Raw genomic sequence first — 26,149 nt, forward strand, 5'->3', positions numbered from 1 at the left:
GGCTATTCGGCCGCGGCTGCCGTCGGCCCGCCGAAGTTGCGCGGGCGCAGATGGTCGGCGAATTGGCGCGCACATTCGGCCCAGCTGTAGCGCATGGCGTGGGCACGGGCACGCTCGCGCGGAATTTCGAGCGCACGCAAGCAGGCGACGCGCAGATCGTCGTCCATCGCCCCGCCGGATTGGTCGGGCGGAACGTCGCCCAGCACGTCGAGCGGGCCGGTGACCGGGAACGCCGCCACGGGCGTGCCGCAGGCCATGGCCTCGAGAAGGACGAGGCCGAACGTGTCGGTCTTGGACGGAAACACGAACACGTCGGCGGCGGCGTAAACGCTTGCCAGTTCCTTCTGCTGCAGCACGCCAAGATACGAGACGGTTGGGTACTTGGCCTTCAGCGACGCCATCGCCGGCCCCTCGCCCACGACCCATTTGGAGCCGGGCAGATCGAGGGCGAGAAACGCTTCGACGTTCTTCTCGACCGCGACGCGGCCGACATAAACGAAAATCGGCGGCTTGGTCTGCAGCCGGTCGCGCGGGCCGGGCTTGAAGATTTCGAGATCCACGCCGCGCGTCCACAGCACGACGTTCTTGAAACCCCATTTGTCGAGATCGGCTTTGACCGTGGGCGTGGGCACCATCACGCGGCTGGCGGGCGCATGGAAGCGGCGCAGCACCGAATAGCTGATGCCCACGGGCAGCTTCGTGCGCGCTTCGACATATTCGGGAAAGCGCGTGTGGTAAGCGGTCGTGAACGGCAGGCCGCGCGTGAGGCAGGCTTTGCGCGCCGCCCAGCCGAGCGGGCCTTCGGTCGCGATGTGTACGGCGTCGGGTGCAAAACGATCGAGAATTTTGCCGACACTGCCCGCCCCTGCGAGCGACAGGCGGATCTCGGGATAGGTGGGGCACGGGAACGTCGTGAAAAGTTCGGGTGCCACCATCTCCACCGTGTGGCCCGCGAGCTCGAGCTCGCGCTTGGTCTCCGTCAGCGTGCGCACCACGCCGTTGACCTGCGGGCGCCACGCATCCGTGACGATCGCGATGCGCAAGCTCTTGCGCGAGTCCGCAGCGCTGGAATCGATCATCGCACTGTCTCCATCATGTCGAGCTGCCGAACTTCGGCCCAATGCACGATCTGGAAAGTTCCGTCCCAGTCTTCGACCAGGGCCGTGCAGCTTTCGACCCAGTCGCCGTCGTTCATGTAGGCGATGCCGTCGATGTCGCGGATCTCGGCCTTGTGGATGTGGCCGCAGATCACGCCGTCGAGCCCGCGCCGGCGCGCTTCGGCGGCGAGCGCTTGCTCGAAATCGTCGATGTATTTGACCGCGTTCTTGACCTTGTTCTTGAGCCAGGCCGACAGCGACCAGTAGCGGAAGCCGAAAGCGCGGCGTCCGCGGTTGAACCATTCGTTCGACCAGAGGGCGAAATTGTAGGCGTGGTCGCCCAGGAACGCGAGCCAGCGCGCATAGCGCACGATGCCGTCGAACGCGTCGCCGTGGATCACGAGCATCTTGCGCCCGTCGGCGGTGGTGTGGATCGCGTCGCCCGCCACATAAACGCCGCCGAAATGCAGATCGAGATAGTCGCGCAGCATTTCGTCGTGGTTGCCGGGGATGTAGACGACCTCGGTGCCTTTGCGCGCCTTGCGCAGCATCTTCTGCACCACGTCGTTGTGCGACTGGTGCCAGAACCAGCTCTGCTTCATGCGCCAGCCGTCGACGATATCGCCCACGAGATAGAGCTTGTCGCTTTCGTTGTAGCGCAGGAAATCGAGCAGGAATTCGGCCTTGCAGCCGCGCGTGCCGAGATGGATGTCGGACACGAAGATGGCGCGCCAACGCCGGACGCCGACCTCGTCGGGCACGGCGCCGCGATCGAGACCGTCGGGTTCGTGCAGCATACGATTGTCCACAGAACGATCCACAAGCCCACCCCATATATGGATGTCGTCAGGAATTCATCTTCTGTATATTGTTTTTGTGGTAGTAAACTTAAGTGAATATTCCATTGCGGTCGAATATCTTCGTAACTTCACAGGATCGTCATCGTCATGTCACAAGACCTCGCGGCCCCCGCGCCGTTGCTCGTGGTCTACAACCCGATCGCCGGGCGGCGGCGGCGCCGATTTCTGTCGCGCGTCCTCGAAGCGCTCGAAGCGCGCGCCGCTTCGGTGCGGCTCGAGCCCACTCAGGCGCGCGGCGATGCCGAAGCGCTGGCGCGTGCGGCCGCAGCTACCGGGGCAGCCCGCCTCGTGGTGGCGGGCGGCGACGGCACGATCAACGAGGCGCTCAATGGGCTCTGCGGCAGCTCGGTGGCTCTCGGCATCGTGCCGCTCGGGACCGCCAACGTGCTCGCCGCCGAACTCGGCATCGGCATGTCGGCCAAAAACGTCGCGGCGGCGATCATGGACGGCCGCCCGCGCAGCGTCACGCTCGGCACAGTCAACGGCCGTCGCTTTTCGATGATGGCGGGCGTGGGCTTCGATGCGCACGTGGTGCGCGACGTGTCGAGCAAGCTCAAGCGCGCACTCGGCAAGGGCGCCTACGTGCTCGAGACGCTGCGCCAGCTCGTCGTCTACAGCAACAAATTCTACGATGTGCGCGTCGATGGTGTGCCAATGCGCGCGGCCTCGCTGCTGATCTGCAACGGGCACTATTACGGCGGCCAGTTCGTGGCCGCCCCGCAAGCGCGGCTCGAATCGCCGGAGCTGCAAGTGGTGCTGTTCCAGCGCGCCGGGCGGTTTGCGACGATCCGCTATGCGCTCGCCCTTGCCACCGGCCGCCTGCCCACGCGGCCCGACGTGCGCATCCTTGCGGCCCAAACGATCGACATCGACGGGCCTGTCGGCGAGCCCGTGCAAGGCGACGGCGACGTGATCGCACACCTGCCCGCAAAATTCGAAGCGCTGCGCGCTGCCGCAATCCTCGTCGGTCCGCCGGGTTAAGCGACAGCCTCCGCATCGGCGCGCCATTCGCGCATGACGAAGATGGTACGCGTGGTCGCCACACCGCGAACGCTCTGCACGCGCGCCAGCATGAGGTCGGCGAAGTCCTGCAGGTTTTTGGCGAATACCTCCAGGAACACGTCCTGGTCGCCGGTCACCACGTAGCCGACAGCAACGCCCGGAATCGCCGCAAGCGTTTGCGCCAAGTCCTCGGCCGAGATCGACGGATCGCGCGTCACACCCACGAAGGCGCGCACGGTTAGGCCGAGCTTCGCGCGGTCGATGCGCGCGCCGTAGCCTTCGATGATACCGGCCTTCTCGAGACGCGCAATGCGGCGCGAGATGGCCGAGTGCGACAGCCCGACCTTGGCCTCGAGCTCGAGATTGCTCGCGCGCGCGTTTTTCGTCAGTGCGGCCAGAATACGATCGTCGAATTCATCCACGCGCGAAAACTCCAGGTTTCTTTAGGATAATGCAAACTATTTGCACAAAATTTGATTTAGGCGCCACAAAAATCAAGTTTTTGATATTTTGGCGCCGATGATCGAACGCGCCTTGGCCATGTTAAAGTCGCGACATGTTTAGCCTCAAAGAACTCGAAGACGCCGCGGCCCTGGTGCACACGCATTTCCAGGCGACTCCGCAATATGCGTGGCCGCTCTTGGCCGCACGCACCGGCGCGCAGGTTGTCGTCAAACACGAGAACCATACGCCCGTGGGTGCGTTCAAAATTCGCGGCGGGCTCGTCTATTTCGCCCGCCTCAAACAAGAGCGCCCGCATGTGAAGGGTGTCGTCTCCGCCACGCGCGGCAATCACGGCCAGAGCCTCGCCTATGCCGGTGCGAAAGCGGGTGTGCCCGTCGCGATCGTGGTACCGCGCGGCAACTCGGTCGAGAAGAACGCGGCGATGCGCAGCCTCGGCGCGGAACTCGTCGAATACGGCGCCGATTTCGATGAGGCGCGCGGCCACGCGATGGAACTCGCCAAAACGCGCGGCTACGAATTCGCCCCGTCCTTCCAGCGCGATCTCGTGCTCGGCGTTGCGACCTATGCCCACGAGCTGTTCGGGAGCCACCGCGATCTCGATACGGTCTATGTGCCGATCGGGCTCGGCTCCGGCATTTGCGGCGTCATCCGTACACGCGATCTTCTCGGCCTTGCAACCAAAGTGGTCGGCGTCGTTGCCGACGAAGCGCAAGCCTACAAGCTCTCGCTCGATGCCGGCCGCGTGGTCGAGACCAACTCGGCGCGCACATTCGCCGACGGCATGGCGGTGCGCGTGCCCTCGGCCGAAGCGCTCGCGATCATATCGGCGGGTGCGGCGCGCATCGTCTCGGTCGGCGAGGATGCGATCGCGGCCGCCATGCGCGCCTATTTCGAAGATACGCACAATGTGGCCGAGGGTGCCGGTGCGGCCCCGCTTGCGGCCTTGCTGCAGGAGAAAGACAGCATGAAGGGCGAAAAGATCGGCCTCATCCTGTGCGGCGGCAATGTCGACACGCCGGTTTTCCGCACAGTGCTCGGCGGCCAAACGCCGGTGCCCGCATGAAAAACGCAGCGCACCTCGCATATCTCGCCGACATCGAACGGCGCGTGCTGTGGCTGGCGTCGTGGACGATCCACAACGCCAACCATCTGCGCGCGGCAGGCGAAGTCAAAGTCGGCGGCCACCAGGCTTCGTCGGCTTCGCTCGCCACGATCATGACCGCACTCTATTGCGGCGCGTTGCGCGGCCAGGACCGCGTGGCGGTGAAGCCGCACGCCTCGCCAATCTTCCATGCGCTGCAATATCTCGCAGGCAACCAAACCCGCGAAAAACTCGAAAATTTCCGCGGGCTCGGCGGAGCGCAAAGCTACCCCTCGCGCACCAAAGACACCGACGACGTCGATTTCTCGACGGGTTCCGTGGGCCTGGGCGTGGCGCAGACTTTGTTCTCGTCGCTCGTGCAGGATTACGTGCGCAGCCGCGGCTGGATGAAGGACCGCCAAGAAGGCCGCATGGTGGCGCTGATCGGCGATGCCGAGATGGACGAGGGCAACATCTACGAAGCGCTCATCGAAGGCTGGAAGCACGGGTTGCGCAATTGCTGGTGGGTCGTCGACTACAACCGTCAATCGCTCGACGCCGTGGTCCGCGAAGGTCTGTGGGAAAAGTTCGAGACGATGTTCGCCAATTTCGGCTGGGACGTGGCGATCGTCAAATACGGCAGCTTGCAGGAAGCCGCCTTTGCGGAACCCGGCGGCGAGGTGCTGCGGGCGTGGATCGATCGCTGCCCGAACCAGCTCTATTCGGCGCTGGTGTTCCAGGGCGGGGCCGCATGGCGCAAGCGCCTCACCGACGAGATCGGCGATCAAGGCCCGGTCTTGCGCCTGATCGAGAAGCGCTCGGACGCCGAGCTTGCCGCCCTCATGGGCAATCTCGGCGGCCACGATCTGCCTTCCTTGCTCGCAGCCTTCGAGAAAGCCGCAACGCACGACCGCCCGACCGTGTTCATCTGCTACACGATCAAAGGCTTCGGCCTGCCGCTCGCGGGCCACAAGGACAACCATGCCGGCCTGATGAATCCGGCGCAGATGGAAGTTTTTCGTGCCGCCGCGAATGTGCGTCCCGGCCACGAATGGGACAAATGGGAAGGGACGACGCAGCCGTCCGAAAAGCTGCAGGCCTTCCTCGACGAAACGCCGTTCTTCAGCGCCCACTCGCGGCGCCTTGCAGCCCCTGCCGTTCCCGTGCCCGAAACGCTGGCCTACCCCACACCGGGTGCCAAACCGATCTCGACGCAGATGGGCTTCGGCCAGATCCTCAACGAGATCGCGCGCGAGAACAGCCAATTCGCCGCCCGCATCGTGACGACGGCCCCGGACGTGACGGTCTCGACCAATCTCGGGCCGTGGGTCAATCGGCGCGGCCTGTTCGCGCGCGAGAAGATGGCCGACATCTTCAAGGCCGAGCGCATCCCGTCGACCTACGCATGGTCGTTCTCGCCGCAAGGCCAGCATCTCGAACTCGGCATCGCGGAGTCGAATCTGTTCTTGGCGCTGTCGGCCTTCGGCCTGTCGCACGCGATCAACGGCGAACGGCTGTTGCCGATCGGCACGGTCTACGATCCGTTCATCCTGCGCGCGGCCGACCAGCTCAACTATGCGTGCTACCAGGATGCGCGCTTCATGCTCGTCGCAACGCCCTCGGGCGTGACGCTCGCCCCCGAGGGCGGGGCGCACCAATCGATCGCAACGCCGCTCGTCGGCATGGCGCAGGACGGGCTGTGCGCCTTCGAGCCTGCGTTCGTGGACGAGCTTGCCGTCGCGATGCGCTTCGGCTTCGACTACATGCAGCGGGATGGTGACAAGAGCGGGGGCGATAAAAGCGAACCCGACAAGCGCACCTGGCTGCGCGACGACACGGGCGGGTCGATCTATCTGCGCCTGTCCACGCGCCCGCTCGAGCAGCCCAAACGCGCGATGACGCCCGATCTCGCGCGCAGCATCGTCGATGGCGGCTATTGGCTCAGGCAACCCGGCCCCAACGCATCGGTCGTCGTGGCCTATAGCGGGGCGGTCGCTCCCGAGGCCATCGAAGCGGTGGGCCGCATGGGCGAAGATCGGCGCGATATCGGCCTGCTCGCCGTCACCTCGGCCGACCGTCTGCATGCGGGCTGGTCGGCCGCGCAGCGCGCGCGCGAAAACGGCAACCCGAACGCGCGCGCCCATGTCGAACGCTTGCTGACGGACGTGCCTTCAGGCGCCGCCATCGTCTCGATTGTGGACGGCCACCCGGCCACGCTTGCGTGGCTCGGGGCCGTGAACGGCCATCGCATGCGCGCGCTCGGCGTCGAGCATTTCGGCCAGACCGGCACCATCGCCGATCTCTATCGCCATTACGGCATCGACGCCGACGGCATCCTGCGTGCGGCCGAAGCACTCGCCCCGGGCCGCCCGCTGCGCCATCGCGCGTGATCGGCTGTTCTACGAGGCTGCGACGCGCACGACGGCACTGCCGCACTTGCGTCGGCTCGCGACCAGGATATGCGCCTCGGGCAAACGTTCGAACGGCAGGACGCTGCCGACGACCGGCCGAAACGCGTCCGCTTCGGCCAGGCGCGCCAACTCGGCGACGTCCGCGACACGCTCGGGTGCCGGACCGGCAATCGCGCGTTTGGTCCCGATGCGGCGCTGGAACATACCTTTGAGATCGGCAGCGATCGCAAGATAGCGGCCGCCCTCGTCGAGCAGCTTCGCGCAGCGCGCGAAGTCCGACGCGCCGACCGTGTCGGCAACCACGTCGAACGTTTCGCCGATCTCGTGGAAATCCACCGCTTCGCGGTCGATCGCGACGGCAGCGCCAAGCGACCGAACCAGATCGTGGTTGGCGGCACGCGTCACGGCCGTGACGACGGCGCCGCGCCGACCGGCAAGTTGCACCATCGCCGAGCCGACCGCCCCCGCCGCTCCGAGCACGAGGATCCGCGCGCCGGGCGCAAGACCGGCCCGACGCAGAAAATGAAGGGCGGTCGTGCCGCCGAAACACAGGCTTGCCGCTTCCTCGAACGACAGATTTTCGGGCTTGCGCACCAAGGCCGCGTCCGCGCGCATCGTGCGGTATTCCGCATGGCAGCCCATCGCGATGCCGGGAAAACCCACGACCGCATCGCCCGGCGCAAACGACGCCACACCGGCCCCAACCGCGTCGACGACGCCCGAGAATTCCGCCCCCAGCACCGGCTGGCGCGGCCGCCGCAGCCCGAAGGCAAGACGCCCGAACAAGCCGAAGCCGCGCGGCATCTCGAGGCTTCGGATGCGCCAATCCGCCGACGATACGGTCGTTGCAACGATGCGTACGCGCACCTCGCCTGCTTTGGGAACCGGCCGCGCGACGGTTTCGAGCGTCAGCCGATCGGGCGCGCCGTAGGCACGGCACATCCAAGCCCGCATGACGGGCTGCCTTTCGGCAGACGAAGGCGGCAGGGACACGCGCGCGTCAACGCCCCGCGATCGTGCAGCCGTCGATGCGCAATGTGGGCGCGTCTGCCCCGTGACGGAACACGAGATCGTCGGCGGGCGTGGTGTGCATGAACATCTCGACGAGATTGCTTGCGACCGTCACTTCGCTGACCGGATAGGTCAATTCGCCGTCTTCGATCATGAAGCCGGCCGCACCCCGGCTGTAGTCGCCGGTGACGCCGTTGACCCCCATGCCGATGAACTCGGTCACGTAGAGGCCGCGCTTGATGTCTTTCAGCATCGCGGCGCGCGAGAGGCTGCCCGCTTCCATGTAGATGTTCGACGTGGACGGGCTCGGCGGCGACGACGTGCCGCGCGCGGCATGGCCCGTCGAGACGAGGCCCAATTGGCGCGCCGAGCGCAGATCGAGCACCCAGCTCGTGAGCACGCCCTTGTCGATCAGATTGCGGCGCTTGGGCGCAATCCCCTCGCCGTCCACGGGCTTGGAAGCGAGGCCCCGCTTGCGGAACGGGTCTTCGACGATGGTGATGCCGGGGCCGAACACCGCCGCATTCATCTTGGTCTTGAGGAAGCTCGTTCCGCGCGCGATCGAGGTGCCGTTGATCGCGCTCGTGAAATGCCGCAACAGACTGCCCGACACGCGCGGATCGAGCACGATGGGGAGCTTGCAGGTTTCGATCTTGCGCGGATTGAGGCGGCGCACGGCGCGCATCCCCGCTTCGCGCCCGATCTTTGCCGGATCGTCGAGGTCTTCGGCATGCACGGCAGACGACCAATCGTAGTCGCGCTCCATGCCCGTGCCCTCGCCCGCAATAACCGAGGCCGAAAAGGAATGCGACGAGCGGCCGTATTCGGCGGCAAACCCGTTCGATGCGACGAGGGCCACACGGCTCATGCCCCAGCCCGCTTCGGCCCCGTCGGAATTGGTCACACCTTTGACGGCGAGCGCCGTCTCTTCGGCAGCGGCCGCACGGGCCATCAGTGCTTCGGCCGTGGGTTCCACGGGGTCGACAAGATCGAGATCGGGGAAATCGCGCGCGATGGCGGCAGCGTCCGCAATGCCGCAATAGGGATCTTCGGGCGCTTGGGCGGCCATTGCGACCGCGCGCTCGACGAGGCCTGCGAGCGCTTTTTGCGAACGGTCGTTCGACGACACGATGGCCTGGCGCTTGCCGATCAGCACGCGCAAGCCCAGATCGTAGCCTTCGGCGCGCTCGAGCTTTTCGAGTTTGCCCAAGCGGCGCGCGTGGCTCACCGAAATGCCTTCGACGAACACCGCGTCGGCGTCGGTCGCACCGGCGCGCTTGGCCTTGGCTATGAGATCGCCCAGAAGATCGAGCGTCGAAGCGGTCTTTTCCATGAACCCTGTTCCTATCGCATGCGCCGGTTGATCTCGCGTGAGGCGGCCCCGAGGCCGAACACGAAGGCGGCCGCCAGAACGACGGTGCCCGCAACAGGGATATGGCGCAAGGCCGCCAGCGCCACAAGCCCGGCGAACACGGCGGCCAAGCGCCAAAACAGCGCCGGATCGGTGCTGCGCCCGAGAAGCCGCAAACCCCAATGCCCGAGGGCAGCCGCCGCGATCGCATAGCCGAGCCCAAGCCCGAACCCGAGCGCCAAAATCAAGGCACCCGCGAGCGGCAATCCCACGAGCGTTACGGCCGACAGCAGAATCAAAAACGGCAAACCGAACACGAGACAAAGGCCCCAGAGCAGAACCGCCCCCGTGCGCGCCGCGATCGCCTCGGCGCACGCCGCAACGAAGCCGGGTGCGAATGCTGCCAGCAAAATCGCCGTCGCCCACACGGCGAACGTGAAACCCCAGCGCAGGATCGCGCCGACATAGCCGAGCAACGCGTCGACCGCATTGGCCACGTCGCCCGGCGCATAGGCGACCCCGCCTGCGATTTCGGCCGAAGCGTGGATCAGCGGCGGGTCCGGCGACCACACGCGCAGTTTGCCGGCGATGCGCGTGTTGGGGCCGACCACGACGCGCCCTGCCGCGAGCGAAACGTCGCCCGCCGCCGCGATGTCGAGCACCACTTCGCCGCCGGCCGCCCACACGCGCTGGGCATAGCGCCCGGCCATGGCGATCTCGCCGCCGAACAAAAACACGTTGCGCGCAACACGGGTGGCGGCCCCGATGCCGATGCTGGCCCCCGTCGCCACGAGATCGCCCGCAATCTCGGCCTCGACCGCAATGCGCCCGCCCGCGAGCGTGACGTCGCCGTCGATCAAGCCCTGCACGTCGATCATCGGCGCCATGCGCGCGAGGTCGGATGCCGCCGACGGCATTGGTGCGAAGGCCAGCCACACGGCGGCAAACACGGCCGCCGCGCGTGTCATTTCCAGATCGCCTTGCCGCTGCCGGGCAGACCGAGCTTGGCCCATTTTTTGGTGATGGTCTCGACCACCTCATCCGACATGCGGATCTGCTCGCCCCATTCGCGCTTGGTCTCGGGCGGCCATTTGTTCGTGGCGTCGAGCCCGATCTTGGAACCGAGCCCGCTTTCGGGGCTCGCGAAATCGAGATAGTCGATGGGCGTGCCCTCGATCACCGTGATGTCGCGCGCCGGGTCCATGCGCGTCGAGATCGCCCACATGACGTCTTTCCAGTCGCGCGCGTTGATCTCGTCGTCCACGACGATGACCCACTTCGTGTACATAAACTGGCGCAGATAGCTCCACACGCCGAGCATCACGCGCTTGGCGTGGCCCGGATAGGCCTTCTTCATCGACACGACGGCGATGCGGTAGGAGCAGCCTTCCGGCGGCAGCCAGAAATCGACGATCTCGGGAAATTGCTGGCGCAGCAAAGGCACAAACACGTCGTTGAGCGCTTCGCCCAAGACCGACGGTTCGTCCGGCGGCCGGCCGGTGAAGGTCGAAAGATAGATCGGGTTGCGGCGCATCGTGATCGCCGTCACCGTAAAGACCGGGAATTTCTCGACCGAGTTGTAGTAGCCCGTATGGTCGCCGTACGGGCCTTCGTCGCCGTATTCGTCGAGGCTCACATGGCCCTCGAGCACGATCTCGGCTTCGGCCGGCACTTTGAGCGGCACGGTCTTGCAATCGACAAGCTCGACGCGTTTGCCGCGCAACAGGCCTGCGAATTGGTATTCCGACAACGTATCGGGCACGGGCGTTACGGCCGCAAGGATGGTGCCGGGATCGGCCCCGAGGACCACGGCCGCAGGCAACGGCTCGGCTTTTCCGGCTTTTTTCCAGCGCTGATGGTGCTGGGCGCCGCCGCGATGCTTGAGCCAACGCATCAAGGTGCGGTCGCGCCCGAGCACCTGCATGCGGTAGATGCCGAGATTGAAACCGTCCTCGCGCTTGTCGCCGGGGCCTTTGGTGACGACGAGCGGCCATGTGATCAAGGGGGCGGGTTCGCCCGGCCAGCAGGTCTGGATCGGCAGGCTGTCGAGATCGATCGCATCGCCCGTCAGCACGATCTCCTGGCACGGGGCGGTGCCGAACATGCGCGTGGACGGCTTCATCGACAGCACCGTCTTGGCGAGCGGCACGAGCTCGAGCGCTTCGCGCCAGCCCTCGGGCGGCTGCGGCTGGCGCAGGAAGGCGAGCGTTTCGCCCACTTCGCGCAATTGATGCGGCTCGCGGTCCATGCCCCAGGCCACGCGCTCGACCGTGCCGAACAGATTGACGAGCACCGGGATCGGCGAGACCGAACCGTCGGCCTTGACCGGCTTTTCGAACAGCACGGCCGGCCCGCCCTCGGCGAGCAGGCGCGTTTGGATCTCGGTCATTTCGAGGACGGTCGAAACGGGTTCGGAAACCCGCACCAGCCGTCCGGTTTTTTCCAGGCGATCGAGGAAATCGCGCAGCGACGCATAAGCCATGACCCCTATATAGAGCGCCCCGCGCGCGCCGCCAATCGCGCGATGGTGCAAGCGACGGCGCTTCGGCTAAGGTCGGCGCTGCCCATGCGTCGATTCCCCGCCGAATTTTCCGACCTTTTGAAACCGCGCGTCGCCCTGCGTGCAGCAGCGCCGTTTTTTGCGGCCAGCGACTTGATCGCACCCGCGCGTGCCGCCGCTTCGTTCGCACTGCTCGAGCGGCATTTGGCCCCCGCTCTCAAGCCGCTCGTGCGCGCGATCCCGCCCGAGACGATCGCCAACCAGACGCGCAACTACCAAGAACGCCTGCCCAAGACCGTGCGAAACCGCGCCGCCGACATCGACGGCACGCGCAGCAAGGCCGCCAAACTTGCGGCCCAAATTGGGCTTGCCGAGATGCTGTCGTCGCCGAGCTATTTTGCATTCGCGCAAATGCTCGCAGGCCGCAAACTCGATCCCGCCTTCGGCCGCCAAGTCTTGCGCTACGGGCCCGGCGACTATGCCGGTCCGCATACCGACCACCACCCCGAAGAGCCGCGCGCGCAGGGCGGCTATTTCGATCTGCATCTGAGTTTTGCCAACGCGGCCGCCGCACGCCAATTGCTGGTCTATGCGCGAAGCGGCCATTTGGATCGCGTGGTCGATGTGGCAGGCCCTGCGACGATCGCGGCCTACCGCTTGCCCTTCTGGCACTACACGACGCCCCTCGAGGGCGGGCGCAACGCCGCACGCTGGGTCATCCTCGGGACTTTTCTGTACGCGTGAGGTGTGTAAACGCGAGGGGGGGGCTACTTCGCCGGCGCCTTCGCGCCGATCTTGTCAGCGAGGCCCTTGAGGGCTTGCGGATCGAGATCAGCCCAGTTGGCGGCGGGCTCGGCCGGCAGGTCTTTTTCGTAGTAGCCCCATTTGCCGAATTCGGCGAAGCGCGCGGGCACCACTTCGTGCGTTTCGGGCATCACCTTGTAGCAGCGCCCGTCGCGGCCCAACAAAGGGATCGGCCGCTTCCAGCGCGTGAAGGTGCGCCGCATGTTTGCCGAATGCTCTTTGTTGGCGTCGAATTCGTCCATGTCGTGGTCGAACAGCAATTCGTAGGCGGCGACGAACTCGTCGATGAAACGCAGATTGACGATCTGCAGATGCGACTGCACCCAGCAGCGATCCTCGAACGTCCAGAACACCGACATGCCGATGAAATCGCGCTCGCGCGTGATGTAGGGGAAAAACGGGAAGGTGCGGCACGAGACCGAGCGGTTCTCGCGCTCGCAGAAGCGGGCACCCTTGCATTCGATGGCGCGGCAATCTTCGTGCAGATCGGAGAGTTCCTTCTCCGTCGCTTTGTCTTTGATTTCGAATTCGTGCCAAAGATCAGTGCGGCTTTGCAGCAGATTCCATTCGTGCTTGTCGACGATCGGGATCGCCACGTCGGTCGAACAGCAGATGGGCGCACCCCCGTTGTGCTCGCCGCACTTGGCGCCGCAATCGAATGCCGAGACCGGCGCCATGAACATCTTGTAGATGCGTTCATAGATTTCCGGCGAGGCTTGTTTGGGCTGATGTTTGCGCGTCATTGGGCGAGGACTATAGGCAGGCCATCGCAGGCCCGACCAGACGGCGCTTCGCACGCCGACGCAGTTTTATGCGACCTGTTGCCCAAGCGCCACGACGCGCAGCACGCGCGTGCGCCTTATGTCGCGGTCTTCGAGATCGCGGTCGGTCGGCACGTCGTAGCAGGCGATCTCGACAAGGCCGCTCGCGGGCAGATAGGCGCGGCCCGGATCTGCCACCAGCACGGCAGCACCGCGCGCGGCCAAGGCCTGCAGCCACGGCCAAACGCGGTCGGCCATCGGCTTTTCGTAGAACACGTCGCCCGCCAGCACGAGGTCGGCTTCGGGCAGGGCCCCCAAACAATCGCCTGCCGCCATGTCAAGCACCACGCCATTGGCCGCCGCATTGAGCGCCATAGCCTCGAGCGCAAACGCGTCGATCTCGCATGCGGTAACGCGAGAAGCACCGGCCTTGGCGGCCGCGATCGCGGCAATACCCCCGCCTGCCGCAAAATCGAACACGGTTTTGCCGGCCGCAAGCTCGGGCCGGTCGAGGAGCAGGCGCGCCAAGGCCCGCCCGCCCGGCCACGCGAAAGCCCAATAAGGCGGGGGCAAGCCGGTCTCGGTAAGCTTGGCCTCCGTTGCCTCCCACAGATCGGTCGCGACTGCGGCCAGATAGAGCTGGATTTCGGGCACGAGTGGCGGCGCCATCAGCCGCGTCTGGGCTTGCACAAACGCACGGCGCTCGAGACTTGTGACCGGGCTCACGGCCCGCCCAGCACGATCCCTGCGAGCAGCAACCAGCCGAACAGGCGGTTGGATTTGAATTTGGCCAGGCAATCGGCCGCATCGTCGAAGCGGCCGGTTTTGGCCTGCCACAGCAGCTGGCCGAAACCGGCTGCGAGGAACGCGTAATAGACAGTGCCGAGCTCGGCCGCAAAACCGGCGGCGGCGAACGTCGCCGCCGCGGCCGTATAGAAAAAGTAAAGCGCACCGCGCGTGGCGTTGCCCAAGCGCAGGGCCGAGGATTTGACGCCGATGAGGGCGTCGTCCTCCTTGTCTTGGTGGGCGTAGATCGTGTCGTAGCCGAGCGTCCAGAAAATGCCGCCGATATAAAGGAGGATGGGAGCCGCATCGAGCCCGTCCACGGCCGCCGCATAGCCCATCAAAGCGCCCCAATTGAAGGCAAGGCCCAGAAAGAACTGCGGCCACCACGTCACGCGCTTCATCAGCGGATAGGTGAAGACGAGGACGAGCGAGGCAACGCCGAGCCAGATCGCGGTCGCCGACAATTGCAGCAGAATGACGAAGCTCGCGAGCAATTGGACGAGCAGGAAAAATGCCGCACGCTTGGCCGAGACCTGGCCCGACGGGATCGGCCGGTCGGCGGTGCGCGCCACGGCCGCGTCGAAATCGCGGTCCACGATGTCGTTGTAGGTGCAGCCAGCCCCGCGCATCATCACGGCCCCGAGGCCGAACAACGCGAACAGCCACGCGGTGTCGGCCAGCGGCAAGGCGCCGAGTGCGATCGACCACCAGCACGGAAAAAGCAACAGCCACGTGCCGATCGGCCGGTCGAGCCGAGCCAATCGCGCATAGCCGCGCAAAGCGGGGGGCAGAAAGCGATCGACCCAGCCGTTTTTGGGAATGTCGCTGGCAGCGTCTTTGCTGCGCTCGCCCTTGCTGTCTTCGAGTGTCGTCATTCGGTGCTTAAACTAGCACGGTAAAAGCCGTCAGGTCGAAAGCCGCTTTTCGAAAGGGGCGACAGGGTAGCCCCCCTGTTGCGCGTTCCCAGGCGATACGATAATTGGTCGGATGGGGATAAGCGTCGAGGGGCAAACATAGCAGCATGGGAAAAAGCGCACGCAAGATGGCGCCGAACGCGAGCGCTGCACAGCGCCCGGCCGCACGCCTCTATCGTGCCGCCGCTATCGCTGCGGGCGAAACGACGCTCGACGCGGCCGCCGCCCATTATCTGCGCGACGTTTTGCGCCTGGTACCCGGCCAGATCGTCGCCTTGTTCAATGCGCAGGACGGCGAATTCGCTGCGCGCATTACAAGCTACGACAAAAAGGCAGCCCATCTCGTCGTCGAAGAACTCTTGCGCGCACCCGAAACGGACGAGGCGGATATTTGGCTCGTCTTCGCGCCGATCAAACGCGCGCACCTCGAATACCAAGTGCAGAAGGCGACCGAACTGGGTGTGCGCGTGCTGTGGCCCGTGCGCACGCAGCGCACGAATGTGGAGCGCGTCAACGAAGCGCGCCTTGCGGCCATCGCGATCGAAGCGGCCGAACAGAGCGAGCGCTTGAGCGTGCCGGAGGTCCGAACGACTGCGAGCCTTGCCGCCGCCCTTGCGCACTGGCCCAATGACCGCCAGATCCTCCTGTGCGACGAAACTGGCGGGGGCCAAGCGTTGGGCAAGTTTCTGGCGGGCCAAGACCTTGCAAAGCCGTGGGCGATCCTGATCGGCCCCGAAGGCGGCTTTGCGCCCGAAGAACTCGCCTTGCTGCGCAAACAAAGTTTCGTGCGGCCCGTCGATTTGGGTCCACGCGTCTTGCGCGCCGACACAGCCGCCCTTGCCGCCTTGGCCGTGTTCCAAGCATTTGCACCCGACGCCGACCGGCGCCCGAATTTCCAAGCGACCTAATCCCTCGAATCCCGGCCCCGAAAGGTTCTCGTTTTCCCATGTCTGCACCCCCAACTTCGAGCGGCCAGCGCCTCGTCTCCAAGCAGCAGCTGATCGACTGGATCGCATCGGGCGAGAAGCCAAAATCCGATTGGCGCATCGGGACCGAGCACGAGAAATTCCTGTTCGAGCTCGGCACGCATCGCGCTTTGCCGTACGAGGGGCAAAAAGCCAGCGTGCGCGGCCTGCTCGAAGGGCTCACGCGCTTTGGCTGGCAGCCTGTGCTCGAAAACGGCAAGCCCATCGCGTTGCTCAAAGACAAATGTTCGGTGACCCTCGAGCCCGGCGGCCAGTTCGAATTGTCAGGGGCACCGCTCGAGACGATCCACCAGACCTGCGACGAAACGAACACGCATTTGCGCGAGTGCGCCACGGTCGCGGCCGAATTGGGCTTGGGGCTGCTCGGCATGGGGTTCGCGCCCGAATGGGAGCGCGCCGACATCCATTGGATGCCCAAGGGCCGCTACAAGATCATGCGCGACTACATGCCGAAGGTCGGCACGATGGGCCTCGACATGATGCTGCGCACCTGCACCGTGCAGACCAATCTCGATTTTTCGAGCGAGGCCGACATGGTGCAGAAATTCCGCGTGTCGTTGGCGCTCCAGCCCATCGCCACGGCCTTGTTCGCGGACTCGCCGTTTCTCGAAGGCAAACCCTCGGGCTATATGAGCTACCGCAGCCACACCTGGACCGACACCGATCCGAACCGCTGCGGCCTGATCCCGTTCGTGTTCGAAGAAGGCATGGGCTACGAGCGCTACGTGGATTGGATGCTCGACGTGCCGATGTATTTCGTCTATCGCGACGGAAAATACATCGACGCTGCCGGCCGCTCGTTCCGCAAATTCATGGCCGAAGGCCTGCCGGACCTCACACCCGATCCGGCGACGACCGGCGACTGGTCGGACCACATCACGACCGCGTTCCCGGAAGTGCGGCTCAAGAAGTATCTCGAGATGCGCGGGGCCGACGGCGGCCCGTGGAAGCGCCTGTGCGCGTTGCCGGCTTTGTTCGTGGGCTTGCTCTACGACCAGGCCGCATTGGACGAGGCAAGTGCGCTCATCAAAGGCTGGACCATCGAAGAGATGCTCGCCTTGCGCCGCGACGTGACCAAGCAAGCACTCAAAGCCAAGTTCCGCAAAGGGACGGTCAACGACGTCGCGGCCGAAATGGTCGCGATCGCCAGGCGCGGTTTGCGCGCGCGCGCGCGGTTCAACCGCATGGGCGACGCCGACGAGACCGTGTTCCTCGAAACGTTGCAGGAAACGGTTGAATCCGGCGACTGCCCGGCCGAGGAAAAACTGCGCCGCTACGCGACCGAATGGCACGGCAGCGTGGCCCCGCTCTACGACATCTACGCGTACTGAAGATTTTTTTGGGCCCTTGTCGAAATCGGGCGGTGCCGCGCGTCTTTACGGCATGCGGTCCGGCAATTTCGCCCCGCTCTGCCTGAAGGATAACGTCATGGAATACGCCATTCTGTTCTACGAAACCGCCGAAGCCGACGCCGCCCGCAACCATCCCGAAAAATCCGCCGCCTATTGGGGCGCGTGGGGTGCGTATGTGACGGCGATCATGGAATCAGGCATTTCCAAGGGCGGCCAGGGGCTGCAATCGCCGGGGACCGCCACCAGCGTGCGGCTGCGCGGCGGCAAGCGCCAGGTGCAGGACGGGCCGGTCGCCGACGCCAAGGAGCAGCTGGCGGGCTTCTTCATCATCGACGTGCCGGATCTCGACACGGCCCTCGCTTGGGCTGCACGCAGCCCGGCGGCGGTCGATGCGGCGGTCGAGGTGCGCCCGGTGCTGCCGCCGATGCCGTGAGCGGCGCGGCGTCCGATTTCGAGGCCGTGCGTGCGGCGGCGGAAGCCGCCGCACGCAACGCCTATGGCCGCCTGCTTGCCTATCTTGCCGCCACCACGCGCAACATCGCGGCCGCCGAGGATGCGCTCGGCGACGCGTTTGCGTCCGCCCTTGCGACATGGCCTGCGAGCGGCATCCCCGACAAGCCCGAAGCCTGGCTCCTTGTGGCCGCCAAACGCCGCTTCCTCGACGGGGTCCGCCATGCGCGCGTGCGCAACGCCGCCGAACCGACCTTGGCGCTGATGGAAGACGACATCGCCGACAAAGCCGATTTCCCCGACGCGCGACTGAAGCTCATGTTCGTGTGCGCGCATCCGGCGATCGACGAAGCCGCGCGCACGCCCTTGATGCTGCAGACCGTGCTGGGGCTCGATGCCGCCCGCATCGCCTCGGCCTTCCTCACGGCACCCGCCGCGATGGGCCAGCGCCTCGTGCGCGCCAAGACCAAAATCAAAGACGCCGGCATCGCCTTCGAAGTGCCCGACGCGGCCGAACTCGGGCCTCGCCTCGAATTCGTGCTGGCGGCGATCTACACGGCCTTCACCTGCGGCTGGGACGATCTGGCGCAAGACGCGCGCACCGCCCTCGACGTCGAAGCGATCTGGCTCGGCCAAGTGCTCGCGTCGCTTTTGCCGCTTGAGGCGGAAGTGCACGGGCTGTTGGCGCTGATGCGCCATTGCCATGCCAGACGCCGCGCGCGGCGCGATGCGGCCGGTGCGTTTGTGCCGTTGGACGCGCAGGATACGACGCTGTGGGACAAGCAGGAGATCGCGCGCGCGGAAGCAACGCTGCAGCGTGCGGCCCAGCTGCAGCGGCCGGGGCGTTACCAGCTCGAAGCCGCCATCCAATCCGTGCATGCCGGGCGGGCGGCAAGCGGCCGCACGGAATGGGAGGCTTTGTCGCTGCTCTATGCGGCCTTGGCGGAGCTTGCGCCAGCACTCGGCGTGCGCGTAGGCCAAGCGGCCGTCGAAGCGCGCGTGCGCGGGCCTGAGGCGGGCCTGCAATTGCTCGATCTGCTGCCCGACGCCGAAAAACAGAACTACCAGCCCTACTGGGCGGTGCGTGCGCACCTGCTGCGCGAGGCAGGCGAAGCCTGCGGTGCGCGCGATGCCTTTGCCCGCGCCATGGGCCTGGCCGACGATCCGGCGATACGCGCCTATCTCGCCGCTCAGCTCGACGCGTAGCGCCCCAGCAGAAACTTGGTCTGGCCGTAGACGCGTTCATCGTCGCGCGTGAAGCCGTCGGGCAATTCGGCTTTTTCGTCGAGTGCGAGTTCGACCGCGCACACGGCATTGGCCGCAAGCCAACCGCGCGCGGCAAAAGTGGCAAGTGCCGTCGCGGCAAAACCGCTGCGATAGGGCGCGTCGAGCAGCACCAGATTGCACGGGGCGAACGGTTCGACCGGGGTCGCCCCCGGATCGCACGCATCGGCGGCCAACACGCGTGCGCGCGCATTGGCACCCAAGCTCGCGACATTGGCAGCACACACGGCGCGCGACGAAGCCGCCTTGTCGAGAAAGAGGCAGCTTGCGGCCCCGCGCGACAAAGCTTCGAGGCCGAGCGCACCCGTGCCTGCAAACGCGTCGAGCACGCGGGCACCGACGAGCATCGACACGCCGCCGTTCGCATATCTTCCGTGGCCCAGAATGTCGAACAGGGCTTTGCGCTGGCGCTCGCCCGTGGGCCGCACCGCATCGCCGGGCGGGACGGCGAGTTTGCGCCCACGCCATTCGCCAGCGACAATGCGGATCTCGCCCGGCGGCGGCGACTTTTTCATATGGGGCGGCGCGGGGCGACGAGATCGGCCGTCATGATCTGCACGGGTCCGGTGCTGTCGCGGGTCGTGGTGCGGATTTTGACGAGGCCCAGATGCGGCTTCGATTTGGACGCGCGAATCTCCACTACTTCGATCGCCACCCGGATCGTTTCGCCCGCCGCAAGCGGTTTGGGCCAGGTAAGCTGCACGCCCGCGCCCACCACGCCGCCCGCGATCGGCAATGTTTCGACGAGCAAGCGCATGGTGAGAGATGCCGTATGCCAGCCGCTTGCCACAAGCGTGCCGAAAAACGAGTCCGCTGCCGCTGCTGCGTCGAGATGGAAGGGCTGCGGATCGAACTGACGCGCAAAATCGCGGATCATCGCTTCGTCGACCGTCAGCGTGTTGCTCGCGAAACTTTGGCCGACCGCGAAATCCTCGAAATGGCGCATCATGCAGGCTTGCCTTTTTTGTTGGGCGGGCCTGCGAGTGCCCCAAGCGTCTTGCGCAATTCGCCGGGGCCGACTTCTTCAAAGGCCCCGCGCGGCAGGCCCTCGAGCGAGAAAGCGCCGTAGTCCGTGCGGATCAGCCGGTTTACTTGTAAGCCGAGCTGTTCGCACACGCGGCGCACTTCGCGGTTTTTGCCTTCGGCCAACTTGAACACGAGCCACGCGTTACGGCCTTCGGGTGCGCCGTCCATCGAGGCTTCGATCGAGCCGTATTGCACGCCGTCGATCGAAATGCCGTTTTTGAGGCGCGCCAACCGGTCGGGATCGGGCGAGCCGAACACGCGCACGCGGTAGCGCCGCACAAGGCCCGAGGCCGGCAGTTCGAGATGGCGCTTAATCGCCCCGTCGTTGGTGAGCAGCAGCAGGCCCTCGGAATTGAAGTCGAGCCGGCCGACCGGCATCAGCCGCGGCAGATGGCCCGGCAGGCCGTCGTAGATCGTGGGGCGGCCTTGCGGATCGCGCGCGGCCACCAGCACTTCGCGCGGCTTGTTGAAGCGGAACAGGCGCGGCCGTTCGGCCGCCTGCAGCTTCTTGCCGTCCACGACGATCTCGTCGCCGGGCACCACATTGTGCGCGGCACGCTGGAGCTTTGTGCCGTTCACGAACACGCGGCCCTGATCGACCAAAACTTCGGCCTCGCGCCGCGAGCAGAGCCCTGCACGCGCGATCACCTTGGCGATGCGCTCTCCAACCTTCTCGCTCATCGGCCCACACTCGCGGCGACGAACGCCGAAAAGATCCGCTCGTCGCCGGGATCGATCGCATATTCGGGATGCCACTCGACGCCAAGGCAGAAGCGCTTGCCCGGCAGTTCGATGCCTTCGATCACGCCGTCGGGTGCGCGCGCATTGACGCGCACGCCGGGGCCGACATCTTTGACCGCCTGGTGGTGTGCGGAGTTCACGTGCATCGTGTCGCGCGAAGTCGCCTGGTGCAGCAAAGTGCCGGGTACGACGGCCACGCTGTGGCCGGGCTCGGTGCGGGGATTCGGCTGCTCGTGCGCGAGTGCCCCCGGTATTTCGTCGGGAATGTGCTGGTGCAACGTGCCGCCGAGCACGACATTGAGAAGTTGCTCGCCGCCGCAAATGCCGAGGATCGGGTAGTCGCGCGCAAGTGCGCCCTTCACCATCGCGTATTCGAACGCCGTGCGCCGGTCTTTGGTCGTGACCGTCGCGTGTTTGGACGTGGCGCCGAACAAGGCCGGGTCGACGTCGAAGGCGCCGCCGGTCACGAGCAGCCCGTCGAGACCGTCCAAATACGCCTCGGCCAATGCCGCTTCGTGCGGCAACACAAGCGGCAGGCCGCCCGCGCGCACCACAGCGTCGCAATAGTTCTGGCGCACCGCGTACCACGGCATTTTGGACCAGCCGCCGGCCGGTTCCGAATCGAGCGTTATTCCAATGCGGGGGATTTTCATGCCCCCTCTTATCACGGCGGCGATTCCGGCGTAAACGCTTGGGGGCATGCGTTTCATGGATCTTGCCCTATCCCAAGCCAAACTGGCCGCCCAAGCGGGCGAAGTGCCGGTCGGCGCCGTTATCGTCGATGCGGACGCCGGCACGGTCGTGGCGGCCGCCCATAACCGCGTCGAACGCGACCGCGACCCCACCGCACACGCCGAAATGCTGGCGATCCGCATGGCCGCAACATCGCTCGGCCGCACAAGGCTCGACGGCCTCGATCTCTACGTCACGCTCGAGCCGTGCGCCATGTGCGCGCAGGCGATCGCGTTTGCGCGCCTGCGTCGCCTCTATTGGGGGGCAAGCGATCCCAAAGGCGGCGGCGTGGAAAACGGCCCGCGCATCTTCGCGCAGAGCACGTGCCACCATCGTCCCGAGCTCTATGGCGGCATTGGCGAGCGCGACGCAGCCGCGCTGCTGCAGGATTTTTTCAGGAAGCTGCGCTGAAGCGCCATATTCCTTCCGCATCGCGCATGCGGCGCGCATCGCCCAGACATTCGAGCCGATGCAGATGCGCCAGCGCCTCGCCGACCGCGAGGCCCACATTGTGGGGGCCGATCGGGCGCTTGAACAAAAGCGGGAAACAATCGACCGCACTGAGCCCCTGCGCCGTACCCGCAAAAGCGGCGCGCAGCACGTGCAGACGCTCGGCATGGTGCGCGCGGATTTCAGCGATGCGCTTGTGCACGCCCACATAGGGCTGGCCGTGCGCGGGCAGGATCAGCGCATCCTCGGGCACGGCGGCAAAACCGTCGAGGCAGGCGAGATAGTCGCCGAGCGGATCGGCAAGCGGTTCGGCCGGCCATACGCCGATGTTGGGCGTGATGCGCGGCAGCAGAATGTCGCCGCCGATCAGAATACTCGACGACGGCGCCCACAGGCACGCATGTTCCGGGCAATGGCCGCGCCCGATGATCGGCGTCCATGCGGTTTCGCCGACCGCAAAAGGCTGGCCGCCTTGGATGCGGCGATAGAAGGCCGGCACGTCCGGCACGCCGCGCCGGTAGATGCTCTGCGGGCTCGCGAAATGGCCCATCGCGTCGGCCGCAACACCATTGGCCCGATAGAATTCGACCTTGTGTGCAACGTCGGCGTCCGAGCTTTCGGCATGGACGGCGCGCGCTGTGTAGTACTCGCCGAGCGTGGTCCACAATTCGACGCCGAAATGCGCGCACAGCCACGCGGCCAAGCCCATATGGTCGGGGTGGAAATGCGTGCAGATCACGCGGCTGATTTTGCGCGACCCGATCGCCGCCAGCCAATGCGCCTTGCTGTCCTCGCGATGCAGGCCCGTATCGACGATCGCGAAGCCCGCCGCCCCGTCGTCGAGCAGCCAAAGATTGATATGGTCGGGCGGAAAGGGCAGCGGCATGCGCACCCAGAAAAGGCCGGGGCGAATCTCAAGCGCGTGGCCCGGTGCGGGCGGCTCGGCAGGATCGTAAACAATACTCATTGTTTGCCCACGACCTGCCAGCCGATGTCGCGCCGGCAGAAGCCGCCCGGCCAGTCGATGCGGTCGACGGAGGCGTAGGCGGTCTTCTGGGCCGAAGCGGCGTCCGCACCCAAACCCACAATGCCGAGCACGCGTCCGCCATTGGCGACGATTTTTTCGCCGTTCTGGCGCGTGCCCGCATGGAAAACATAAGCGCCCGGCACCGACGAAGCCGCTTCGAGGCCGCGAATTTCACTGCCCTTCTGCGGCGTGTCGGGATAGCCGTTGGCGGCCATTACCACGCAGAGAGCCGTGCTTGCATCCCAGCGCAGCGTGAGCCGGTCGAGCGTGCCGTCGCTGGCGCCAAGCAACGCAGGCAGCAGATCGGATTTGAGGCGCGCAAGCAGCGTCTGGCATTCGGGATCGCCGAAGCGCACGTTGAATTCGATGAGGCGCGGCCCCGCCTTGCCGATCATCAGGCCTGCGAACAGCACGCCCTTGAAGGGCGCACCTTCGGCGGCCATGCCGCGCAATGTCGGCATCACGATTTCGGCCATGATGCGCGCTTCCATGGCGGCATCGACGAGCGGGGTCGGCGAATAAGCCCCCATGCCGCCGGTGTTGGGGCCGGTATCGCCGTCGCCCACGCGCTTGTGGTCTTGGGCGGCCGCCAACGCCACAGCATTGGTGCCGTCGCAGAGTGCGAAGAAACTTGCTTCGGCGCCTTCGAGAAATTCTTCGATCACAAGCTCGGCACCGGCCGCCCCGAAGCGGCGGGCCTGCATCGCATCGTCGATGGCCGCAAGCGCTTCGTCGTGCGTTTGCGCCACAACCACGCCCTTGCCCGCTGCCAACCCGTCGGCTTTGACGACGACCGGCAAGGCATGCGCCATTGCATAGGCGCGTGCGGCATCGCGATCGGAAAAACGCTTGTACGCGGCCGTCGGAATCGCGTAACGCGCGCAGAAATCCTTCATGAAGCCTTTGGAGCCTTCAAGGCGCGCAGCCGCCATCGACGGCCCGAAGGCTTTGATGCCGGCCGCCTGGAGCCGATCCACGAGCCCTGCCACAAGCGGGGCTTCGGGCCCGACCACGACGAAGTCGATCTTCTCGGCCACGGCGAACGCCACAAGGCCGGCAAGATCGTCGGCCGAAATGTCCACACACTGCGCCTCGGCCGCAATGCCGGCATTGCCGGGCGCGCAGAAGAGTTTGGCGCACAAAGGCGACGCCGCCAGCGCCCAGCACAGCGCATGTTCGCGCCCGCCCGATCCCACCACCAGAATCCGCATGCATGCTCCCGCTACCAAACCGGCGCTACCAAACCGGCGCTACCAAACAGGTCGGGCTTGTAGCATAAACGAAGCCCAAAGCCATGGAAGCCGCGCCCAGCAATCTGCCCGAATATTCGGTCTCCGAGTTGTCGCAAGCCGTCAAACGCACGGTCGAAGACAATTTCGAGATCGTGCGCGTGCGCGGCGAAATCTCGGGCTTCAAGCGCCACAGCTCGGGCCATCTCTACTTTGCGCTCAAAGACGCCGACGCCGCGATCGACGGCGTGTGCTGGCGCGGGCAAGCGGCCCGCCTCGGCATCCGCCCCGAAGACGGCATGGAAGTGGTCGCGGTCGGCAGGCTCACCACATATCCGGGCCGCTCGAAATACCAGATCGTTGTCGAGCGCATGGAGCTGGCCGGCCAGGGTGCGCTGCTGAAGCTCATCGAAGACCGCAAGAAGCGCCTCGCCGCCGAAGGCCTGTTCGATGCGGCGCGCAAACGCAGCCTGCCCTTTTTGCCGAACACGATCGGCGTCGTCACCTCGCCAACCGGCGCCGTGATCCGCGACATTCTGCACCGGCTTGCCGACCGCTTCCCGCGCCATGTGCTCGTATGGCCGGTGGCCGTGCAAGGCGAAGCCGCGGCAGCGCAAATCGCCGCGGCCATTCGCGGCTTCAACGCGCTTGAAATCGGCGGCAAGATCCCACGCCCCGACGTGCTGATTGTGGCGCGCGGCGGCGGCAGCCTTGAAGACCTGATGGCGTTCAACGAAGAGATCGTCGTGCGCGCGGCAGCCGAGAGCGAAATTCCGCTCGTGTCGGCGGTCGGCCACGAGACCGACACGACCTTGATCGATTTTGCGTCCGACCGACGCGCGCCCACACCCACCGCCGCCGCCGAAATGGTAGTGCCCGTACGCCAAGAGCTGGTCGCACGCGTCGCGCGCAACACAGCCTCGCTCGAAGCCGGTGCCGCGCGCGCGATGGCCGAAGGGCGGCTGCGGCTCGAAAACGCCGCGCGCGCATTGGGCGATCCCAGGCGCCTGCTCGAAGAGCGCAGCCAGCGCCTCGACGAACGCGGCGAACGCTTGAAGCGCGCCGTCGCCGCCTTCCTGGAGCGCCACCAGCGCCACACGCTCGAACTGGGTGCGCGCCTGCCCGATCCCAAGACGCAGCTCGAACGCGCACGCGGGCTCTTGCTCAGCAGCAAAGCCGGGCTCGAAGCGGGCGGCAAAGCGCTGGCGCTGTCGGCCGCACGGCACCGTGAACGGCTTGGCGAAACGCTGGCGCGCGGGCGGGCCGCGTTCGACCGCGACCTTGCCGCACGCAACGCGCAGGTCGCGGGCTTGGCCAAACTGCTCGACAGCGTATCGTACCAGCGCGTGCTCGAACGCGGCTTCGTGCTGGTCGCGGACGCGGCGGGCAAACCCATCGTGTCGGCAGCGGTTGCCAAACCGGGTGCTGCCGTCACGCTGGCGTTTGCCGACGGCAAGATCGGCGCCACGCTCGACGGTGCGGCAGCAAAGCCGCCCGCCAAAACCGCTCCGAAGCCGGACCCCAAAGCCGACCCCAAAGCCGGCCAGGGTTCGCTGCTCTAGCGGAATTCCTCTTCGAGCGGATCGTAAAACGATGCTGGCGCTTCGGCACTCGGCAGCGGTTCGGTGAAGCGCACCACAGTTTGCTGGCCCACGGGGTGGATCTGGCGCGTTTCGAATTCGGCAATGAAGATGCCGACCGCGAGCAGCACAAGTGCCAAGCCCCATGCGACGGCAATTTCCTTGAGATCGTTCATGCGCGGAAAATAGCCGAACAAATACGGCAGGAAAGTGACGCGTGTCACACGCCGTTGCAAAGTTTTCGGCGCT

Annotated in this window: 27 protein-coding genes; 10 read left to right on the forward strand and 17 right to left on the reverse strand. The window is 65.9% G+C overall.

The window, feature by feature from the left end:
- Positions 1-2: 2 nt before the first annotated feature.
- Together O9320_17930 and O9320_17935 are read right to left on the reverse strand one after the other, a co-directional pair.
- Positions 3-1,079 carry a glycosyltransferase family 1 protein gene (locus tag O9320_17930; protein ID MCZ8312728.1) on the reverse strand — a complete coding sequence of 359 codons (1,077 nt, stop codon included), beginning with the start codon at positions 1,077-1,079 and terminating at the stop codon, positions 3-5.
- Positions 1,076-1,894 (reverse strand): UDP-2,3-diacylglucosamine diphosphatase, encoded by an 819-nt coding sequence (locus tag O9320_17935; protein MCZ8312729.1) that lies wholly within the window; start codon positions 1,892-1,894, stop codon positions 1,076-1,078. Before O9320_17935 ends, O9320_17930 begins: the two co-directional genes overlap by 4 nt.
- A gap of 150 nt (positions 1,895-2,044) precedes the next feature.
- On the opposite strand from O9320_17935, the gene O9320_17940 reads away from it, so the two are divergent.
- Positions 2,045-2,938, forward strand: a complete 894-nt coding sequence (locus O9320_17940; protein MCZ8312730.1) for a YegS/Rv2252/BmrU family lipid kinase — start codon at positions 2,045-2,047, stop codon at positions 2,936-2,938.
- Here O9320_17940 and O9320_17945 read toward each other — a convergent pair.
- Positions 2,935-3,381 (reverse strand): Lrp/AsnC family transcriptional regulator, encoded by a 447-nt coding sequence (locus tag O9320_17945; protein MCZ8312731.1) that lies wholly within the window; start codon positions 3,379-3,381, stop codon positions 2,935-2,937. The two genes, O9320_17940 and O9320_17945, sit on opposite strands and share 4 nt — an antisense overlap.
- A gap of 134 nt (positions 3,382-3,515) precedes the next feature.
- Here O9320_17945 and O9320_17950 point away from each other — a divergent pair, with 134 nt between their 5' ends.
- Together O9320_17950 and O9320_17955 are read left to right on the forward strand one after the other, a co-directional pair.
- Positions 3,516-4,487, forward strand: a complete 972-nt coding sequence (locus O9320_17950; GenBank protein MCZ8312732.1) for a threonine dehydratase — start codon at positions 3,516-3,518, stop codon at positions 4,485-4,487.
- Positions 4,484-6,895, forward strand: coding sequence for a transketolase (locus O9320_17955; GenBank protein MCZ8312733.1), 2,412 nt, complete (start codon positions 4,484-4,486; stop codon positions 6,893-6,895). The genes O9320_17950 and O9320_17955 overlap by 4 nt, the downstream gene beginning before the upstream one ends.
- A 9-nt stretch (positions 6,896-6,904) precedes the next feature.
- Here O9320_17955 and O9320_17960 read toward each other — a convergent pair whose 3' ends face one another.
- The 4 genes from O9320_17960 to O9320_17975 are packed head-to-tail and all read right to left on the reverse strand — an operon-like array spanning position 6,905 to position 11,760.
- Positions 6,905-7,870 (reverse strand): NAD(P)-dependent alcohol dehydrogenase, encoded by a 966-nt coding sequence (locus tag O9320_17960; protein ID MCZ8312734.1) that lies wholly within the window; start codon positions 7,868-7,870, stop codon positions 6,905-6,907.
- Positions 7,871-7,916: 46 nt separating this feature from the next.
- A complete protein-coding gene (locus O9320_17965) occupies positions 7,917-9,260 on the reverse strand; it encodes a TldD/PmbA family protein (GenBank protein ID MCZ8312735.1) in 1,344 nt (447 codons plus the stop codon).
- Positions 9,261-9,271: 11 nt separating this feature from the next.
- A complete protein-coding gene (locus O9320_17970) occupies positions 9,272-10,246 on the reverse strand; it encodes a hypothetical protein (GenBank protein ID MCZ8312736.1) in 975 nt (324 codons plus the stop codon).
- Positions 10,243-11,760, reverse strand: a complete 1,518-nt coding sequence (locus O9320_17975) for a UbiD family decarboxylase (GenBank protein MCZ8312737.1) — start codon at positions 11,758-11,760, stop codon at positions 10,243-10,245. The genes O9320_17970 and O9320_17975 overlap by 4 nt, the downstream gene beginning before the upstream one ends.
- A gap of 84 nt (positions 11,761-11,844) precedes the next feature.
- Between O9320_17975 and O9320_17980 the strand changes: the two genes are divergently transcribed.
- Entirely contained in the window at positions 11,845-12,522 is a 678-nt protein-coding gene (locus O9320_17980) for a hypothetical protein (GenBank protein ID MCZ8312738.1), read from the forward strand.
- 23 nt (positions 12,523-12,545) lie between these two features.
- Here the strand turns inward: O9320_17980 and O9320_17985 are convergent, their stop codons facing one another.
- From O9320_17985 to ubiA, 3 genes are all read right to left on the reverse strand, one after another.
- A complete protein-coding gene (locus O9320_17985) occupies positions 12,546-13,325 on the reverse strand; it encodes a hypothetical protein (GenBank protein ID MCZ8312739.1) in 780 nt (259 codons plus the stop codon).
- 66 nt (positions 13,326-13,391) lie between these two features.
- On the reverse strand, positions 13,392-14,012 hold the full coding sequence (locus O9320_17990) for a 50S ribosomal protein L11 methyltransferase (protein ID MCZ8312740.1): 621 nt from the start codon (positions 14,010-14,012) through the stop codon (positions 13,392-13,394).
- Positions 14,013-14,065: 53 nt separating this feature from the next.
- Positions 14,066-15,004, reverse strand: coding sequence for a 4-hydroxybenzoate octaprenyltransferase (gene ubiA, locus O9320_17995; protein MCZ8312741.1), 939 nt, complete (start codon positions 15,002-15,004; stop codon positions 14,066-14,068).
- Positions 15,005-15,150: 146 nt separating this feature from the next.
- On the opposite strand from ubiA, the gene O9320_18000 reads away from it, so the two are divergent.
- The 4 genes from O9320_18000 (at position 15,151) to O9320_18015 (ending at position 19,037) form a co-directional block, all read left to right on the forward strand.
- Positions 15,151-15,951, forward strand: a complete 801-nt coding sequence (locus O9320_18000) for a 16S rRNA (uracil(1498)-N(3))-methyltransferase (protein MCZ8312742.1) — start codon at positions 15,151-15,153, stop codon at positions 15,949-15,951.
- A gap of 38 nt (positions 15,952-15,989) precedes the next feature.
- Positions 15,990-17,360 carry a glutamate--cysteine ligase gene (locus O9320_18005; GenBank protein MCZ8312743.1) on the forward strand — a complete coding sequence of 457 codons (1,371 nt, stop codon included), beginning with the start codon at positions 15,990-15,992 and terminating at the stop codon, positions 17,358-17,360.
- Between the two features lie 97 nt (positions 17,361-17,457).
- Positions 17,458-17,814, forward strand: coding sequence for a YciI family protein (locus tag O9320_18010; GenBank protein MCZ8312744.1), 357 nt, complete (start codon positions 17,458-17,460; stop codon positions 17,812-17,814).
- A complete protein-coding gene (locus O9320_18015; protein MCZ8312745.1) occupies positions 17,811-19,037 on the forward strand; it encodes a sigma factor in 1,227 nt (408 codons plus the stop codon). Before O9320_18010 ends, O9320_18015 begins: the two co-directional genes overlap by 4 nt.
- Here the strand turns inward: O9320_18015 and rsmD are convergent.
- Genes rsmD through O9320_18035 form a run of 4 tightly spaced genes read right to left on the reverse strand, consistent with a single transcriptional unit; the run spans position 19,022 to position 21,535 of the window.
- Positions 19,022-19,630: a 16S rRNA (guanine(966)-N(2))-methyltransferase RsmD gene (rsmD, locus tag O9320_18020; GenBank protein ID MCZ8312746.1), complete on the reverse strand. Its 609-nt coding sequence runs from the start codon at positions 19,628-19,630 to the stop codon at positions 19,022-19,024. The two genes, O9320_18015 and rsmD, sit on opposite strands and share 16 nt — an antisense overlap.
- Positions 19,627-20,064: a MaoC/PaaZ C-terminal domain-containing protein gene (locus tag O9320_18025; protein ID MCZ8312747.1), complete on the reverse strand. Its 438-nt coding sequence runs from the start codon at positions 20,062-20,064 to the stop codon at positions 19,627-19,629. The genes rsmD and O9320_18025 overlap by 4 nt, the downstream gene beginning before the upstream one ends.
- Positions 20,061-20,822, reverse strand: a complete 762-nt coding sequence (locus tag O9320_18030; protein ID MCZ8312748.1) for a pseudouridine synthase — start codon at positions 20,820-20,822, stop codon at positions 20,061-20,063. The genes O9320_18025 and O9320_18030 overlap by 4 nt, the downstream gene beginning before the upstream one ends.
- Complete coding sequence (locus O9320_18035) at positions 20,819-21,535, reverse strand: gamma-glutamyl-gamma-aminobutyrate hydrolase family protein (GenBank protein ID MCZ8312749.1); 717 nt, start codon at positions 21,533-21,535, stop codon at positions 20,819-20,821. The genes O9320_18030 and O9320_18035 overlap by 4 nt, the downstream gene beginning before the upstream one ends.
- Positions 21,536-21,590: 55 nt before the next feature.
- Between O9320_18035 and O9320_18040 the strand changes: the two genes are divergently transcribed.
- Positions 21,591-22,025, forward strand: coding sequence for a nucleoside deaminase (locus O9320_18040; GenBank protein MCZ8312750.1), 435 nt, complete (start codon positions 21,591-21,593; stop codon positions 22,023-22,025).
- Here the strand turns inward: O9320_18040 and O9320_18045 are convergent.
- Positions 22,009-23,031 carry an MBL fold metallo-hydrolase gene (locus O9320_18045; protein ID MCZ8312751.1) on the reverse strand — a complete coding sequence of 341 codons (1,023 nt, stop codon included), beginning with the start codon at positions 23,029-23,031 and terminating at the stop codon, positions 22,009-22,011. The two genes, O9320_18040 and O9320_18045, sit on opposite strands and share 17 nt — an antisense overlap.
- A complete protein-coding gene (purD, locus tag O9320_18050; GenBank protein MCZ8312752.1) occupies positions 23,028-24,302 on the reverse strand; it encodes a phosphoribosylamine--glycine ligase in 1,275 nt (424 codons plus the stop codon). Before purD ends, O9320_18045 begins: the two co-directional genes overlap by 4 nt.
- An 83-nt stretch (positions 24,303-24,385) precedes the next feature.
- Here purD and xseA point away from each other — a divergent pair, with 83 nt between their 5' ends.
- Complete coding sequence (gene xseA, locus O9320_18055) at positions 24,386-25,882, forward strand: exodeoxyribonuclease VII large subunit (protein MCZ8312753.1); 1,497 nt, start codon at positions 24,386-24,388, stop codon at positions 25,880-25,882.
- Here xseA and O9320_18060 read toward each other — a convergent pair.
- Positions 25,879-26,124 carry a hypothetical protein gene (locus O9320_18060; GenBank protein ID MCZ8312754.1) on the reverse strand — a complete coding sequence of 82 codons (246 nt, stop codon included), beginning with the start codon at positions 26,122-26,124 and terminating at the stop codon, positions 25,879-25,881. The two genes, xseA and O9320_18060, sit on opposite strands and share 4 nt — an antisense overlap.
- Positions 26,125-26,149 lie beyond the last annotated feature (25 nt).

This window comes from Magnetospirillum sp. (genome assembly GCA_027532905.1).
GTDB lineage: Bacteria > Pseudomonadota > Alphaproteobacteria > CACIAM-22H2 > CACIAM-22H2 > Tagaea.